Here is a 12473-nt window from a genome sequence, read left to right on the forward strand (position 1 = left end):
ATGATTGAGAAACTATCCCATTTTCTTGCAGTTAAGATTCATGCTACCGATCCAGAAAAAAAAGAAAGTGTGGAAGTATTATCTTATTCATTGTCCATTACTCTTAATTATTTACTAATATTATTCTTTTCTCTCTTGATTGGATTTTTAACAAATAAATTTGCTGAAACAATTGTTGCGATGATCAGCTTTATTGCTCTACGTATTTTTTCGAAAGGGTATCATGCAAAGACTTTAACTACATGTTTTGTGTTGACAACAGCAATCATAGCTGTGGTTCCACATGTCCCAGTTCGAGAGTATACGAGTATCACAAATATATTAAATGTTATCCTTGTACTAATTTTTGCACCTAATGGAAGCTTTGAAGAAGGAACGATTTCCAAAAGTCGAACTCAATTATTAAAAGGAGCTTCTGTCCTAATAGTTGCATCTAATTTTTTAATGTCTTCGCAGGTTGTAGCTTTGTCTTTTTTAATTCAATCACTATTATTGATCCCTAAAAGGAGGTGAGGAACAGATGAAGAAGTTTGCGACAACGATCTCAAAGGGATTAGGTACTTTAGGTAAGGTTTACGCGAAGTTTGCTAAGGTTAGTATTGGTAATCCAGTTGCACCTAAAGAATTAAGAAAGTAAGAGTTGATTATGGGGGACATAAAGTTTTTTGGGGTGAAACCGTCAGGCAACAGGAGCGACAGGTCAGCATACGTGGAATTGTCAATTGATGATTTATACACTATTGATAAGTACAACGATACGACCGTTGCCTACAACACTAAAATGGGGTTATTCCTTCCAGTGAATTCATTAGAGGGATATAACATTTGCCTAGAAAAACACGGATTTACAAACTTAGACACAACGAATGTCACAAATTTAAAAAGCATAGATAAAGTAGAGGTCACTCCGTATGGGGTTAAAGTCTATTTCCCCGACGGGACCTACACAACGGCCTCGCGTCAAAAGTATAGGCAGTTTCTAAAAGGGTTATCAAAAAAACCACCTGAATGAAGGTGGTTTTTTTATGTTTATATCTAGTATGAAAAAACGGGGTATTATACATCAACTGAGCATAAAAGTAAATATCAATTGACCCAGGGGTCCATTGATACATATTAATTGTAAATTTCATGGTAAAGTTTAACTAATCAAGGATTTAACTATTCTTTAGATATTTCCCTTTTTTCTCTAACAGAAGTAATAAACGAAAGAAGATCTTCTTTCGTTAGAGGTTTACCATCAACATGAAAAACACTTGAATTTGTCAAGAATTTATCGTCGGTTAGTTCGAAAATTTCTGGTTCGATTCTACCAACTAGATAGTCAACTGAAACACCATAAAAATTAGCTAACTTAATTATCTGCGCAAGATTTATTGGCCTTTGATCTGCTTCGAAATAACAATACGATCTACGTGATATTTCTAGTAGATCGACTAGCTTTTGCTGTTTAACTTTTCTGCTCTTTCTTAGAGTGCTTAATCTTTGCCCGATTGATTCCATTAGAATTCACCTGCTCTATCGCTTGAAAAATTTGACATGAAATTTATGAAGTTTTATAATGTGAACACGCAGTTCTCATTATAGTATACAAAAAACTACTAAAAAAGCAAAATGCCAACGGGGTTTGCATAGTTGCGAGCTATGCAAACACTTTTACCACCAAGGATGTATCTTGGTGGCGGGCTAAGCCACTTTTCCGTCAGCAAACATTATTTTACAGTCATTATCATTTTGGGACAAGTGGTAGATTAAAAGAAATACCTGCCATCAACTTGGACGTAGGCTTTTGCTCCTTAAAAAGGAGAAGTGATTATGTGTAAAGAAACGGTTGACAGTCGAAGATTTTTTGGTATGTGTCTAAAATCTTTGAGAAAGAATGTAAAACTGAGTCAAGAGGAACTAGCAGAACAGTTGCAAGTATCTAGGACAACTATCGCAAAAACCGAAGCTGGACAGAATTTACCTAAAAGTGAGTTTATTGCAAAGGCTTTTTTATTTTTTAAATCCAGTGAGATAATTGATCAATATTTTAAAGTTCAAACAGATCGTAAGGAGTTAGAGAACTTAACCCAATCATTCTATTTAAAGGATTACCAATTAGCTCGAAGGGTGATAAAGAAATTAATCCGTGAATCTTTGAAAGCAGGGGATGTTGAAGCTGCTGTTAATTGTGTATTCCAAGTGATGATGTGGGACTTGGAATTAAGGAAAAAGGTAAACCACAGAAAAATAAGATTTGTCATTAATGCCTTTTCGGATCTGGAAGACAATAAATTTGTTGATTTACTAGATTCTCTTTATGACATTTCATATAAATGCGGAAAGCAATTTGATGCTTTTATCAGGATTGTAGAAGTAATAAAGGATAGTTTAAATTCAGATAAAAATAAATTGGCTGTGTTGATGTATGAATATGCTACTGCTCACTATTACAGTGGGAATGCATATGATTCATACAAAATATCGTTGAAATCGTTGGAATACATGGGGAATACTTTGCTGAGAAAAAGGGCAAATATTTTTCTTAGACATGCGCTTATAAGTCTACAACTTGAAAACTTTTTGGAATCTGCTGAGTATTTCAGAAGATGCTATGAAGAGGGGAATGAATTATTAAAAAGAGCTGCACTTATAAACTTGGGGCGGACTTACTACCTAAGCGGAAATTTGAATGAGGCAAATGTATATTGGAATAAAAGTCTGAAACTTTTGCCTAAACATGACTTAATGAGGATTAACATTTATACGGATATGAGCATGGCAGCGTTAAAAGTGGGCGATTTAAAAAAGGCCGAAAGCTATAATCGAAAAACAGAAGAGTTGTTAATCTTAGCCAAGACAAAAGTCTGGGGAATGTATGATGAAGAAAAATTACTTTTAGAACGAAACAAAGCGTTATTAAATGCTTTGAAATCGAACTCATTCCAAAGCGGAGATATTTCTATGATTGATCTCAAATTAAAGAATAGTCATTTAAAAGATGAATATAAAATAACTCGAAATTTTATTCTGGATAAGCTCCTCCCATCAGTTACAATGTAGGTATCTACTAAAAAAAGGAGTTGTTCAGGATGTTGAAAAAAATTATTCCACTAGGTTGTGCATTATTAATAGGGATCGTGTCAGCAAGCTCTGCTGCGTTCGCTGGCCCCGTAGAAGGAAATGTGTATAAAGAACCTGAATTATATTCTAGTGTGAAAACAAAGGGAATAGTGTTATACGGGCCCGTTGAAGGCAATTAACCTCATTAACACTTTTTGTAAAGCGGTAAGGTGTTTTGCCTAAAAAACTGTTATCACTTTACAGACGAAAATGACATATTTGGTATAAAATAGCGACAGGTAAATAAAACCGTCGCTATTTTCTTTTTAAATAATCGATTCAGGAGAATAGGGATATTTTTTATATTAAAAGAACTAATGTTCTGTTATAAAAGGGGTTATCTGTACTATGGAAAAAGTTCGGGATGATTACAGCAGACTAGAATTACAATCGTTCTTAGTGAATTATTGCTCAACAGAACAAATAGAAGCTTTGTTAATTGAATTTCAAAATAAAAAGGAAAAAACCGCCTCATGATTACGGGCGGCTTTTTGATTTAATTCCGTCTACAGCAACTTGCATAATTTGAAAAAAGCGTTCTTGTTCCTCTTGATCCATGTTAACCAATGCATTATTGAGCAATCTTGCATTTTCTTTTATTACTTCTATTTTGTTCGGAGGTGTTTTTTCATCTGTCCGACCCAGAAGATAGTCGGTACTAACTTCCAGAAAATCTGCCATTTCGACTAATAAAGGAAATGAAGGGGTTCTCATGCCACGTTCATATCCAGAAATTGTTACCTTTGATATTTCAAAACGTTCTCCAAATTCCTCTTGCGATAAATTCCTCATTTCGCGTAATTCGCGAAGTCTATTTCCAAATATCTTTTTCATTTTATCTACACCCTTATCGTCACTTACCTCTCATTTTATTTCATAGGTTAGCAAACTGCAAACAAAAACTTGAAATAAGTTCTCAATTTGTAGTTGACGGTTAGCGATTCGCTAACTTATTATATAAATAGATAGCGAATCGAGTACTGGATGTGATTTAGTGAACAGGTTCAAAAGTCGTCGTTTAGAGTTAGGCCTTTCACTTGAAGAAGTGGCAAAAAGAGCTGAAATATCTAAAGCTTATCTTTCTCAAATAGAAAATGGCGTAAGGGGTAAAAGGCTGAATTATCCAATGCTATTAAGGCTTGCTAATGCTTTAGAAACAACTCCAGATGAGCTTATGAAAAAAACTTAATACAAGTCAGAAAATCGGTGAATCTTATGATTAGTGAAAATCATCGTGATGCCATTGAATATGACAAAAAAGGGAGGTTGAAGTACCATCCAGACTTTCATCCAAATCAAAAAAAAGCTTTCACAACTCACGAACTAGCTTATATATGCCACTTTTGCGAAACCGACAACATTAAATCACTTGCGCTAGGGCTAGGCCGATTAGAGGGATCAGTTAGTACCCAAATTAGTTTTTTAAAGAAAAAGAAACTTTTTAATCATTACAAAGAATTGGGGAAACGAATTTATACATAAAAAGGGGAGCGATTATATGACCAAATCCGAATTTGATCTTCGACTAGCAGATATTTTTCTTAGAACCTTAGAGCCCGAACTTGCACGCATGGCTCCTACAGCGGGACAAGAGGTATGTGATGAAGCTAGAAAACGATTCGAAGCCTATTTCAAGATGCTCGGTATAGATGTAGGGGAGGGAATACAAATGGAGCAAAAACCTGATAAGGCTAATGAGATCCAGCAAGCATTAGAATCGACGGTCCTATCAATATGTAACTGGGCTAACCGTCGTCTTGATACGAACTTGGACAATCAACCAATTACCCAAGAAGAAGCCTATATATTCAATAGATTATTAGATAACGCACTAAATAATAAGTAATTAACAAGCGGGGAAATCATCTCCGCATGGAGCTCATAAAAATTTGTGGGTTGCATGGGTTGATGATAACCCTGGACGGTGAGGGACAGGGGGAGCTGCTCGTTCGATCCGAGCGCCTAAGAGCGCGGTGTCTGCACTGCCGCGCCATTCCGTCCGATCAAAGCATACAAAGTAAAGGTCAACGGGCGCAGTCACAGGAGCTGTACGGCTGCCGCAGAGGTAGGGGCGGTGGCGATCTTTTTGAAAGGGGTGATGCTATACGAAAAGACCAATTCAACAGTGGTTTTTATTACCAGACCTATACATGGCACTCAACAGCCAGGCTGCACGAATCAGGTTTGCTAAGGCTTATATGCGAAAGCATTTCCCGAAATGGGAAACGAAAACGTTACAAGGAAATAGGGTGTTGGCAGAGCTTGTCGAAGAAGGGGACTGATGAAAAATGTTAGCTATTAGACAGCACAAGCTGCACAGGTTTTCGTTGGTTACAACAAGAGATAGAGCAGAGAGGTTACTAGGCCTGTGTAACGACAAAAAGACTCTAATTGATATGAGCGCCTATCTTAGAAACCTAAATCCGAATGGATATTCTGAGATGTGGATCGTTAACAACCGTACTAGAAAAAAGGTCGTTACAGGTCTATAAAAAAAGACCCCGTAGCAGCGGAGTCTTTCACGTTTCACAAAAACAATCAATTACTAAATATGGTAGCGAATTAGCCTAGAAAAATCAAGCCACGGAGGAAGAATCGTGTCAAATAAATTACTACTTGATGAGCGTCCCTTAGTTATTCAGCCTTCTCTGGCAACAAAAATAGGACTAAACGAGGCATTATTCGTGCAGCAATTACATTACTGGTTGCAGAAAAGTTCACACCATTATGATGGCCGGGCATGGGTGTACAACACCTATGATGATTGGCAAGAGCAATTCCCGTTTTGGGGCAGAAGCACGATTATAAGAGTTGTCAATAAGCTTTCCAAACAAGGAATAATTCTTATTGGTAATTACAACAAACACAAAATGGATAAAACCAATTGGTATTCGATCGATTATGAAAAACTTTATAATTCCCCATCTACCCAAATTGAGTGCATCGACTGTGAAAATCCACAGACGAATGACCATTATGGGCAAATGGACGACCCAAAACCAGCAATCCAGGAATGCGATTTGAGTACAGCAATACCAGAGATTACTACAGAGATTACTACAGAGATTACTACAGAAAAAGAAGAAAAGAAGGAAGAAGAAGAAGGCAAGGAGCCTGAAAATCCAATTTTGCTCTATCAAAACAATATCGGAACCATGTCTCCAATTGTATTAGAGAATATGGATGTATGGATTAACGACCCTTGTTTTGATGATGGGACTGCAATTGTTTGTGAAGCTATTAGAACTGCTGCTATAAACGCTGCCTATCGTTGGAAGTACATAGACTCGGTTTTGAGAGATTGGTCCAAACGGAATCTTCGAACGATAGAACAGGTCAAAGCGCACTTGTTAGAAGTAGAGCGGGCCCGTGAGCAGCAAAGAAATGCTGGTAAAAATGGATCAACCCGAAGCAAACCAGTCTTGCAAAGTAAGCTGCCAGCTTCAGTGCAGCGGCAATTGGAAAGAGAACGTCAACAGGAACAGCAAGGAGCTCCGGTTGAACCAGAACCAAAAAGGACAATTATGGACGATCCTTACCTAAAGGAGCAGTACGAAAAAATGAAGGCAGGACGGAATAGAAACAAAAATGATGGAGGATGACATGAAAAGAAGAATAAAAATAAGCCAGGGCAACAGAGGCATGGCTTTCGAAAACATGCTGGAGCGTGCGAACGATCAGTATGATAAGGCAGATATTGCGGTAATTAATAAGCTCCCTACTCCAGTAAAAGTGATCAAGCTACGGATGGGACGGATAATAGACGGTGTTTACGCTAAAAAGTCAACAGTCGATTATAAGGGTACTTACAAAGGCAGATCGATCTATTTTGAGGCAAAGTCAACACTCGAAACAACTAGATTTGCTTTAAATAATATCCACTTACACCAGGTTGAATATCTCGAAAAGGTGCAAAGACATGGGGCTATATGCTTCTTCCTTATCGAATTCGCCAAAAGAGGTGAGGTGTACTTTGTGACTTTGCCAGTTATGCAAATGGCCTTGTTGCACGCTTCTGCTGATGGCCCAAAAAGTATTCCTTACAAAGATTTCAAAGAATATGCGTATCTGGTCCCAAAGACGAAACGAGCGTTGCTCGATTACCTAGTCTACGTGGACAAGCTCATTGAGGAGAGCGTGGCATGAGTAGTAAGGCTGCTGTATTAAGAGAGCTGCGGAAGCTGGAAAGCATTAAACGCCAGAAAATCTATGTGGCTTGTGAGCATTACGACTTCACCTGGTTATAAACATGAAATCACTCTTGTAAGGAAAATGTGGAATGAAGGTATATCCATCATAGGAATTGCTAAGGTAGTCGGACGTCATTTAAACGAAGTTGCATTCCTTATCATGGATCAAGCAGATCAAGGTTATATAAAAGCGAGAAAGGGCGGGGTTTTGGGTGAATTTTTCGAATCAAAATGCGACTAATGTAGATTGGCTGGAATGGCAGAAAAAAGTTATTCGCGAAGAGATGATCAGCCATTGAGCATGCAAAAGAAGCTTTTGCGGGAACGAGCTGCTGGTATAAAACACGGTACAAATACATCATGGGATCTTTTCGAAAGGGCATTGGCTGAAACACCTGGTATCGGACCTAAACGAATGGCAGCAATATTAGCAACCGCGACCAGATTAGCACGAATGAAAGTAGAAGAATTGAGGAGGAATTAATAATGCAAGTGAAAATTAAAAAACTCCATCCAGATGCAGTAATACCGACATATGCCACTCCTGGTAGTGCAGGATTTGATCTTGTAGCGGTTGAGGAAACGATTATCGAACCTGGTGAAACCGTAAAAATACCATTAGGGTTAGTCTTTGAAATTCCAAGGGGATATGTATTTCTTTTATGCATGAGATCTGGAATTGCAATTCATACAGCTCTCCGTTTACCAAATGGTGTCGGTGTTATCGATTCGGACTACCGTGGGGAAGTCTCTATGATTTTCGAAAATTCATTTCCCGAAAATGATATTGCAACATCTACACCATTCCGAATTGATGGATCTCCAGAAGATATCCGCCTAGAACAATACGACTTTGGTACTTACATCATTCGAAAAGGTGATCGTGTTGCCCAAGGTATTATTACTCCGGTTATTCAAGCGAGTTTTGTTGAGGTAGATGAGCTAAGCGATACGAAGCGAGGAACAGGCGGTTTCGGTTCAACGGGAGTGCGTTCAGATGCAAAATAGCTACGGCTTTACATGGATAGATATTGACGATGCTCAGGCGTTGCGAGAGTGGGCGGAGAAAGCGAGTAGGGATTGATGGCTAGAGTTGGTAGTAAGCAAGGAGGGAAGAGATGTTTCCAGGGCTATTTCTACCAGATGAAGTACGGAAGCTGGTGAGCAAAGGAGCTATCTTCTATGTATCACACAGCGGCGGGAAAGACAGCCAGGCTATGTATGTGAAGCTACGACAGTTAATCCCATTTGAACAGTTAGTAGTGGTTCATGCAGATCTGGGTGATGTTGAATGGGCTGGAGTCCAAGACCACATTTTTAAAAATACAGAACACAAAGTGAATGTGGTTCGTGCGGGTAAGACCTTCCTTGGAATGGTTGAAGCCAGAGGGATGTGGCCTAGTGCGGCATATCGGCAATGTACAAGCGACTTGAAGAGAGGGCCAATCTTCAAATTCATTCGGAATGATCTGAAATCAAGAGGCGCAGCGATTGCAGTAAATTGCATGGGCATCAGAGCCGAGGAATCGACAGCGCGAGCCAAGAAAATACCGTTTCGCTTCAACGCTGCCGAGAGCTGTGGACACCGTGACGTATGGGATTGGATGCCAATCTTCAACCTAACAGCAACAGAAGTGTTTCAAGTTATCGCTGATGCGGGGCAGAAGCCATTCTGGGCATATGAACGTAACGAAAGGCTTTCTTGCGTCTTCTGTATCATGGGGAGCGTTAACGATCTGCGGCATGGAGCTGAACGAAACCCAGAGCTTTATCGAAAGTACGTAGAGATAGAGAAAAAGATCGGGCACACGATGTTCATGAAAGGCAAGGAGCCAATCTACCTGGAGGACTATGTTGGAGTAAAAGTTACAGTTTAGGTTGGTGCTTATCAAAATAATTAGGGAGAAAGCGCAATGAGCAGCAGATCATTTGGGACAAAAAAATATAGACAGTCGGATTACAAAAATGAATAAACGGGGGATGTAGAATGTCCAGTGAAAAGAAATTCCGCGATACCGTTGCTTCCAGTGGAACATATTTGGGAGTAAGGACGAAAGCTGAAATATCACATCCAACATATGAGAGGCTTTTTGAAATAATGAGGTCTAGGGGATGGGAAATTCAAGTAGATCAAGGTGTGTTGATGAGATACCCGGAGATTTCAGTAGATTATTTTGAAGGTAAAAAAGATGAATTAAGATTCAAGTCACACAAGTATCCAACAGGATTTCAATTGGAATTCTATCAGGAGGTTAACACCATCAATCGGAATGGGGGGCAGTATGATTCTCAGAAATTGTCCCTAATGCCTTACTTGATTCGGTGCAGATTTCTGGTTGAGTTAAGCCACATAAAAAAGTTTTTGCTTAGCGAGGGGTATACAGACAATAGCGATCCGGTATTTAAAACAGCTTCGGAAGAGGTTAATCATCGGATTAAGAGTTGTTGGCACTATGAGGAAGACAAGGCTGATAAACAACCAAATTACAACGCTACAGACAAAGATGGAAAAAGACTCAGGGATGGAGAGGTTAAATACTTTCGAGATCGCAAGGGACGGCTTCAAAGAGGAGTGGTCTACCACAATATAAACAATATGTGGTGGGTAATATTAAACCGATTTGAATTTAGTAATAAAGCTTGCTTTGAATTGTTCGATTTAGACAAAGTTGAAAACAAGGTACGGAAACTGATCAAACCGTCAGGTCATCACAATCCAAAAGCAAGACAGACTCCTCCGGCAGAACAAATTGAAAAGTGGAATTTGGTAGCAAAGAAGGCTGGCAAAGAATACCGAGTGGAGAAAGCAAATGAAATATTGTCGTATTTGTTTTCGATTAACTGGCTGTCTCGCAAATTCAAATTATACCTAAAGGAAACAGGTAGATTGGGGCTGCAAGAACTGGAAAGCAACGCATGGGGGATAAACAAAATATTTGATAACCCGGTTGAATTGTCTTTATATGCTCGTTGCCTACCAATGTCATCTTCAGAAAGTAGTTGGGTAAAAGGATTGAGAGATTATGTTGTACACGGTAAGTCTTCACTTACTAAGTGGTTCTGCAATGATAGGAATGGTGAAGGTCCTACAGCCCATAAATGGCCAGAAGTTCGTGAACGACTTTGGAAGATAGGAGCATTAGCAAGCTAGTTAGGAGGAAGCACAATGACCGAACAGCAGAACAGTTGGGACAAAAAAAGGATGGTAAATATGAAAAAATTATCAAAAAAGAATGCTGAAAATATGTTGAAAGAATACTCACGAGGGCGTATTTTCGCAGATTACTCAAGAGAAGAGATTTTCCAACTTGGTATGGTGGAAGCTCTGAATATAGCAGAAATAATAGTTCCTGGTATTAATGATTCAGATAAAGAAAAGGAGTAATGACGATGAATGCATTTACTGCATGGGCGGTTATAACGGTTGCCTTGTTCATCTTAATCGGGATATCGGTTTATTCTACTGGATCGTTAGCACCTTTGTGGCTTAGTGTTTTACCATTCTTAATCTCTATTAAAAAAGATGCGCAAAAGGGAGATAAAAATGATCGAACAACAGATCATTGAAACACTGGGAACTGAGGTTATGGGGTGGCGTATCGACAAACCTTATTGGTCTAAAAAAACGGTTTGGGTAAAAAGTTCCACTCAATATGATTGGATCGAGAATTGGAATCCACTCGAAAACCTATCTGATGCCTTTCAAGTGGTAGATAAGCTACTAAGCCATTTTTATATATTTGAGCTTGTGGGTTGTGAGGGAGGATGGGTTGCAATATTTAAGCTTGAAGACGGGAATTTTAATTATCCAAAAATGTTTGAAGGTGCAGGAAAAACTAGGGAAAAAGCCATATGCAAAGCTGCTATGAAAGTGGTGGAAATGTAGTTATGAAGAAATTTAGGGGCAATCTTTTTCAAAAACATGACAGAGAAATGCGAAGAATGGGACGGATATTTTGGATTTTCTTCTCAGTCGTAGCAGCCATCATCGTGGCAAGCTGGATAGTTTACGGATACATTGCGATTTATGTGCTGAATAACCCAGAAAGTGTGGGGGATTGGTTTGGCAAATTGATCAATGGAATTTCTGGATGATTAACAAAACACACGATTTGTAAATGGGGAGGCTGGAATGAAGCGTTACGCAATTGCGAGAAGAATCGATGGAGAAATCCACTTTTTACGAGATGGCTGGGAAAGAGCAGATGCATATACAGACGACCTTGGATGCGCACTGATCTCCTCTTCAAAAGAAGAGATTCCCGCATTAGCAAGCCAAGAAGAATTTGTGATTGAAATGGATGAAGACGATGAAGGCGGCCTATCAATAGTCTACGACATTATAGTGGTCGTTTAACAAACTATTTCTTGTGATAAGGGAGGATTAGTAATGGCAACCAATTACGATAAATTATTCAAAGATTTGAAAGAAGCGAACGAAATCGCTTGCCAAACTGTTGCCCAAGTCACTGATGGAGGTAGTGCAAACCTAGATTCTGTATTTTTGAAAATCCCAAGAGCTCGTGAAGTATCAGTATTGGACGCAATCGAAAGGGCAGGATTGTACTGCTTGGGGAAAAGAGAGTGGATTGGGAAGGGTTACTTCATCACACCTACTTGTGGTGGTCAGGGAGATAAGCGCGCAAAGGCTGTTATCGTAATGACAAAAACGCTAAATGATCTTGGATGGGAAGCATTAACTTTTCAAAGGATTGATTAGAAAAGGAGGGCAGCCAATGAGCAGAGTGAGTGAGAACCAATCTGACAAACTTATCCAGCTCAATTTTATCCGGCTTGAACGCAATAAAGAACGAAAATGCACTTGTGAATTCCGTAAATACACCGTGGATACGGTTAATCGTGAAATCACTTGCGAGTGTGGCATGGTTGTAGATCCATTTGAAGCAATGTTGGATATGGCAAAACACTACGATCACTTGAACTATCAGCATAGACTCATGGAAGAGCAAAGATTGCAATGGTTCAAAGAAAAGCCACATTCAGTTTTGTTTAAAAACCTTGAACGGTCTTATCAAAAGGGAAAAATGCTGCCTTATTGCCCTTCATGCCAACAATTATTTGACTTCAAGGATGTGACGGGTTTCGGAAACGCAGAATTTTATCGTAAGCTCCAGAAAAGGAATGGTGGCAGCCAATGAGTAGAGAGATTGACGCTAA

The 12473-nt window shown here is 39.1% G+C and carries 22 protein-coding genes; 20 read left to right on the forward strand and 2 right to left on the reverse strand.

Annotated features, from left to right (window positions below):
* Complete coding sequence (locus ACQV1I_RS25015) at nucleotides 1–513, forward strand: accessory gene regulator ArgB-like protein (RefSeq protein ID WP_438770092.1); 513 nt, start codon at nucleotides 1–3, stop codon at nucleotides 511–513.
* 648 nt (nucleotides 514–1161) lie between these two features.
* On the opposite strand, the gene ACQV1I_RS25020 is transcribed toward ACQV1I_RS25015, so the two are convergent.
* Complete coding sequence (locus ACQV1I_RS25020) at nucleotides 1162–1503, reverse strand: helix-turn-helix domain-containing protein (protein ID WP_438770094.1); 342 nt, start codon at nucleotides 1501–1503, stop codon at nucleotides 1162–1164.
* Nucleotides 1504–1815: 312 nt separating this feature from the next.
* Between ACQV1I_RS25020 and ACQV1I_RS25025 the strand changes: the two genes are divergently transcribed.
* From ACQV1I_RS25025 to ACQV1I_RS25035, 3 genes are all read left to right on the forward strand, one after another.
* On the forward strand, nucleotides 1816–3045 hold the full coding sequence (locus tag ACQV1I_RS25025; RefSeq protein ID WP_438770095.1) for a helix-turn-helix domain-containing protein: 1230 nt from the start codon (nucleotides 1816–1818) through the stop codon (nucleotides 3043–3045).
* Nucleotides 3046–3074: 29 nt separating this feature from the next.
* Entirely contained in the window at nucleotides 3075–3245 is a 171-nt protein-coding gene (locus ACQV1I_RS25030; RefSeq protein WP_438770097.1) for a hypothetical protein, read from the forward strand.
* 208 nt (nucleotides 3246–3453) lie between these two features.
* Nucleotides 3454–3582: a hypothetical protein gene (locus tag ACQV1I_RS25035; RefSeq protein WP_438770099.1), complete on the forward strand. Its 129-nt coding sequence runs from the start codon at nucleotides 3454–3456 to the stop codon at nucleotides 3580–3582.
* On the opposite strand, the gene ACQV1I_RS25040 is transcribed toward ACQV1I_RS25035, so the two are convergent.
* Nucleotides 3583–3939 carry a helix-turn-helix domain-containing protein gene (locus tag ACQV1I_RS25040; protein WP_438770101.1) on the reverse strand — a complete coding sequence of 119 codons (357 nt, stop codon included), beginning with the start codon at nucleotides 3937–3939 and terminating at the stop codon, nucleotides 3583–3585.
* Between the two features lie 160 nt (nucleotides 3940–4099).
* On the opposite strand from ACQV1I_RS25040, the gene ACQV1I_RS25045 reads away from it, so the two are divergent.
* The 16 genes from ACQV1I_RS25045 (at nucleotide 4100) to ACQV1I_RS25120 (ending at nucleotide 12454) form a co-directional block, all read left to right on the forward strand.
* Nucleotides 4100–4294 (forward strand): helix-turn-helix domain-containing protein, encoded by a 195-nt coding sequence (locus ACQV1I_RS25045; protein WP_438770102.1) that lies wholly within the window; start codon nucleotides 4100–4102, stop codon nucleotides 4292–4294.
* Nucleotides 4295–4320: 26 nt separating this feature from the next.
* Complete coding sequence (locus tag ACQV1I_RS25050) at nucleotides 4321–4587, forward strand: DNA-entry nuclease (protein ID WP_438770104.1); 267 nt, start codon at nucleotides 4321–4323, stop codon at nucleotides 4585–4587.
* A 16-nt stretch (nucleotides 4588–4603) separates the two neighbouring features.
* Nucleotides 4604–4951, forward strand: a complete 348-nt coding sequence (locus ACQV1I_RS25055) for a hypothetical protein (protein WP_438770106.1) — start codon at nucleotides 4604–4606, stop codon at nucleotides 4949–4951.
* A 751-nt stretch (nucleotides 4952–5702) separates the two neighbouring features.
* Nucleotides 5703–6707 (forward strand): DnaD domain-containing protein, encoded by a 1005-nt coding sequence (locus tag ACQV1I_RS25060; protein ID WP_438770108.1) that lies wholly within the window; start codon nucleotides 5703–5705, stop codon nucleotides 6705–6707.
* A 1-nt stretch (nucleotide 6708) separates the two neighbouring features.
* The gene (locus ACQV1I_RS25065; protein ID WP_438770109.1) at nucleotides 6709–7251 is read left to right on the forward strand and encodes a Holliday junction resolvase RecU; all 543 of its coding nucleotides are present in this window, start codon (nucleotides 6709–6711) and stop codon (nucleotides 7249–7251) included.
* A 339-nt stretch (nucleotides 7252–7590) separates the two neighbouring features.
* Nucleotides 7591–7779: a hypothetical protein gene (locus tag ACQV1I_RS25070; protein ID WP_438770111.1), complete on the forward strand. Its 189-nt coding sequence runs from the start codon at nucleotides 7591–7593 to the stop codon at nucleotides 7777–7779.
* 2 nt (nucleotides 7780–7781) lie between these two features.
* The gene (locus tag ACQV1I_RS25075; RefSeq protein ID WP_438770112.1) at nucleotides 7782–8303 is read left to right on the forward strand and encodes a dUTP diphosphatase; all 522 of its coding nucleotides are present in this window, start codon (nucleotides 7782–7784) and stop codon (nucleotides 8301–8303) included.
* A 110-nt stretch (nucleotides 8304–8413) separates the two neighbouring features.
* Nucleotides 8414–9172: a phosphoadenosine phosphosulfate reductase domain-containing protein gene (locus ACQV1I_RS25080; RefSeq protein WP_438770114.1), complete on the forward strand. Its 759-nt coding sequence runs from the start codon at nucleotides 8414–8416 to the stop codon at nucleotides 9170–9172.
* 110 nt (nucleotides 9173–9282) lie between these two features.
* The gene (locus ACQV1I_RS25085) at nucleotides 9283–10446 is read left to right on the forward strand and encodes a hypothetical protein (protein ID WP_236645952.1); all 1164 of its coding nucleotides are present in this window, start codon (nucleotides 9283–9285) and stop codon (nucleotides 10444–10446) included.
* A gap of 15 nt (nucleotides 10447–10461) precedes the next feature.
* Entirely contained in the window at nucleotides 10462–10680 is a 219-nt protein-coding gene (locus ACQV1I_RS25090) for a hypothetical protein (RefSeq protein WP_116335479.1), read from the forward strand.
* Nucleotides 10681–10685: 5 nt separating this feature from the next.
* A complete protein-coding gene (locus ACQV1I_RS25095; RefSeq protein WP_438770116.1) occupies nucleotides 10686–10862 on the forward strand; it encodes a hypothetical protein in 177 nt (58 codons plus the stop codon).
* Nucleotides 10840–11181 carry a BC1872 family protein gene (locus ACQV1I_RS25100; protein ID WP_438770118.1) on the forward strand — a complete coding sequence of 114 codons (342 nt, stop codon included), beginning with the start codon at nucleotides 10840–10842 and terminating at the stop codon, nucleotides 11179–11181. Before ACQV1I_RS25095 ends, ACQV1I_RS25100 begins: the two co-directional genes overlap by 23 nt.
* 2 nt (nucleotides 11182–11183) lie before the next feature.
* On the forward strand, nucleotides 11184–11390 hold the full coding sequence (locus tag ACQV1I_RS25105; protein ID WP_438770120.1) for a DUF7248 family protein: 207 nt from the start codon (nucleotides 11184–11186) through the stop codon (nucleotides 11388–11390).
* Nucleotides 11391–11427: 37 nt separating this feature from the next.
* Nucleotides 11428–11652 carry a hypothetical protein gene (locus ACQV1I_RS25110; RefSeq protein WP_438770121.1) on the forward strand — a complete coding sequence of 75 codons (225 nt, stop codon included), beginning with the start codon at nucleotides 11428–11430 and terminating at the stop codon, nucleotides 11650–11652.
* 33 nt (nucleotides 11653–11685) lie between these two features.
* The gene (locus ACQV1I_RS25115) at nucleotides 11686–12015 is read left to right on the forward strand and encodes a hypothetical protein (protein ID WP_438770123.1); all 330 of its coding nucleotides are present in this window, start codon (nucleotides 11686–11688) and stop codon (nucleotides 12013–12015) included.
* A gap of 16 nt (nucleotides 12016–12031) precedes the next feature.
* On the forward strand, nucleotides 12032–12454 hold the full coding sequence (locus tag ACQV1I_RS25120; protein ID WP_438770125.1) for a hypothetical protein: 423 nt from the start codon (nucleotides 12032–12034) through the stop codon (nucleotides 12452–12454).
* Nucleotides 12455–12473: the final 19 nt, after the last annotated feature.

Origin of the sequence: Brevibacillus sp. JB24b (assembly GCF_051713385.1) — a bacterium.
Lineage (GTDB): Bacteria > Bacillota > Bacilli > Brevibacillales > Brevibacillaceae > Brevibacillus_B > Brevibacillus_B laterosporus.

Coding starts and splice junctions, on each gene's coding strand:
- ACQV1I_RS25015 (WP_438770092.1), top strand. CDS start 1: ATGATTGAGAAACTATCCCATTTTCTTGCAGTTAAGATTCATGCTACC.
- ACQV1I_RS25020 (WP_438770094.1), bottom strand. CDS start 1,503: ATGGAATCAATCGGGCAAAGATTAAGCACTCTAAGAAAGAGCAGAAAA.
- ACQV1I_RS25025 (WP_438770095.1), top strand. CDS start 1,816: ATGTGTAAAGAAACGGTTGACAGTCGAAGATTTTTTGGTATGTGTCTA.
- ACQV1I_RS25030 (WP_438770097.1), top strand. CDS start 3,075: ATGTTGAAAAAAATTATTCCACTAGGTTGTGCATTATTAATAGGGATC.
- ACQV1I_RS25035 (WP_438770099.1), top strand. CDS start 3,454: ATGGAAAAAGTTCGGGATGATTACAGCAGACTAGAATTACAATCGTTC.
- ACQV1I_RS25040 (WP_438770101.1), bottom strand. CDS start 3,939: ATGAAAAAGATATTTGGAAATAGACTTCGCGAATTACGCGAAATGAGG.
- ACQV1I_RS25050 (WP_438770104.1), top strand. CDS start 4,321: ATGATTAGTGAAAATCATCGTGATGCCATTGAATATGACAAAAAAGGG.
- ACQV1I_RS25055 (WP_438770106.1), top strand. CDS start 4,604: ATGACCAAATCCGAATTTGATCTTCGACTAGCAGATATTTTTCTTAGA.
- ACQV1I_RS25065 (WP_438770109.1), top strand. CDS start 6,709: ATGAAAAGAAGAATAAAAATAAGCCAGGGCAACAGAGGCATGGCTTTC.
- ACQV1I_RS25075 (WP_438770112.1), top strand. CDS start 7,782: ATGCAAGTGAAAATTAAAAAACTCCATCCAGATGCAGTAATACCGACA.
- ACQV1I_RS25080 (WP_438770114.1), top strand. CDS start 8,414: ATGTTTCCAGGGCTATTTCTACCAGATGAAGTACGGAAGCTGGTGAGC.
- ACQV1I_RS25085 (WP_236645952.1), top strand. CDS start 9,283: ATGTCCAGTGAAAAGAAATTCCGCGATACCGTTGCTTCCAGTGGAACA.
- ACQV1I_RS25090 (WP_116335479.1), top strand. CDS start 10,462: ATGACCGAACAGCAGAACAGTTGGGACAAAAAAAGGATGGTAAATATG.
- ACQV1I_RS25095 (WP_438770116.1), top strand. CDS start 10,686: ATGAATGCATTTACTGCATGGGCGGTTATAACGGTTGCCTTGTTCATC.
- ACQV1I_RS25100 (WP_438770118.1), top strand. CDS start 10,840: ATGATCGAACAACAGATCATTGAAACACTGGGAACTGAGGTTATGGGG.
- ACQV1I_RS25105 (WP_438770120.1), top strand. CDS start 11,184: ATGAAGAAATTTAGGGGCAATCTTTTTCAAAAACATGACAGAGAAATG.
- ACQV1I_RS25110 (WP_438770121.1), top strand. CDS start 11,428: ATGAAGCGTTACGCAATTGCGAGAAGAATCGATGGAGAAATCCACTTT.
- ACQV1I_RS25115 (WP_438770123.1), top strand. CDS start 11,686: ATGGCAACCAATTACGATAAATTATTCAAAGATTTGAAAGAAGCGAAC.
- ACQV1I_RS25120 (WP_438770125.1), top strand. CDS start 12,032: ATGAGCAGAGTGAGTGAGAACCAATCTGACAAACTTATCCAGCTCAAT.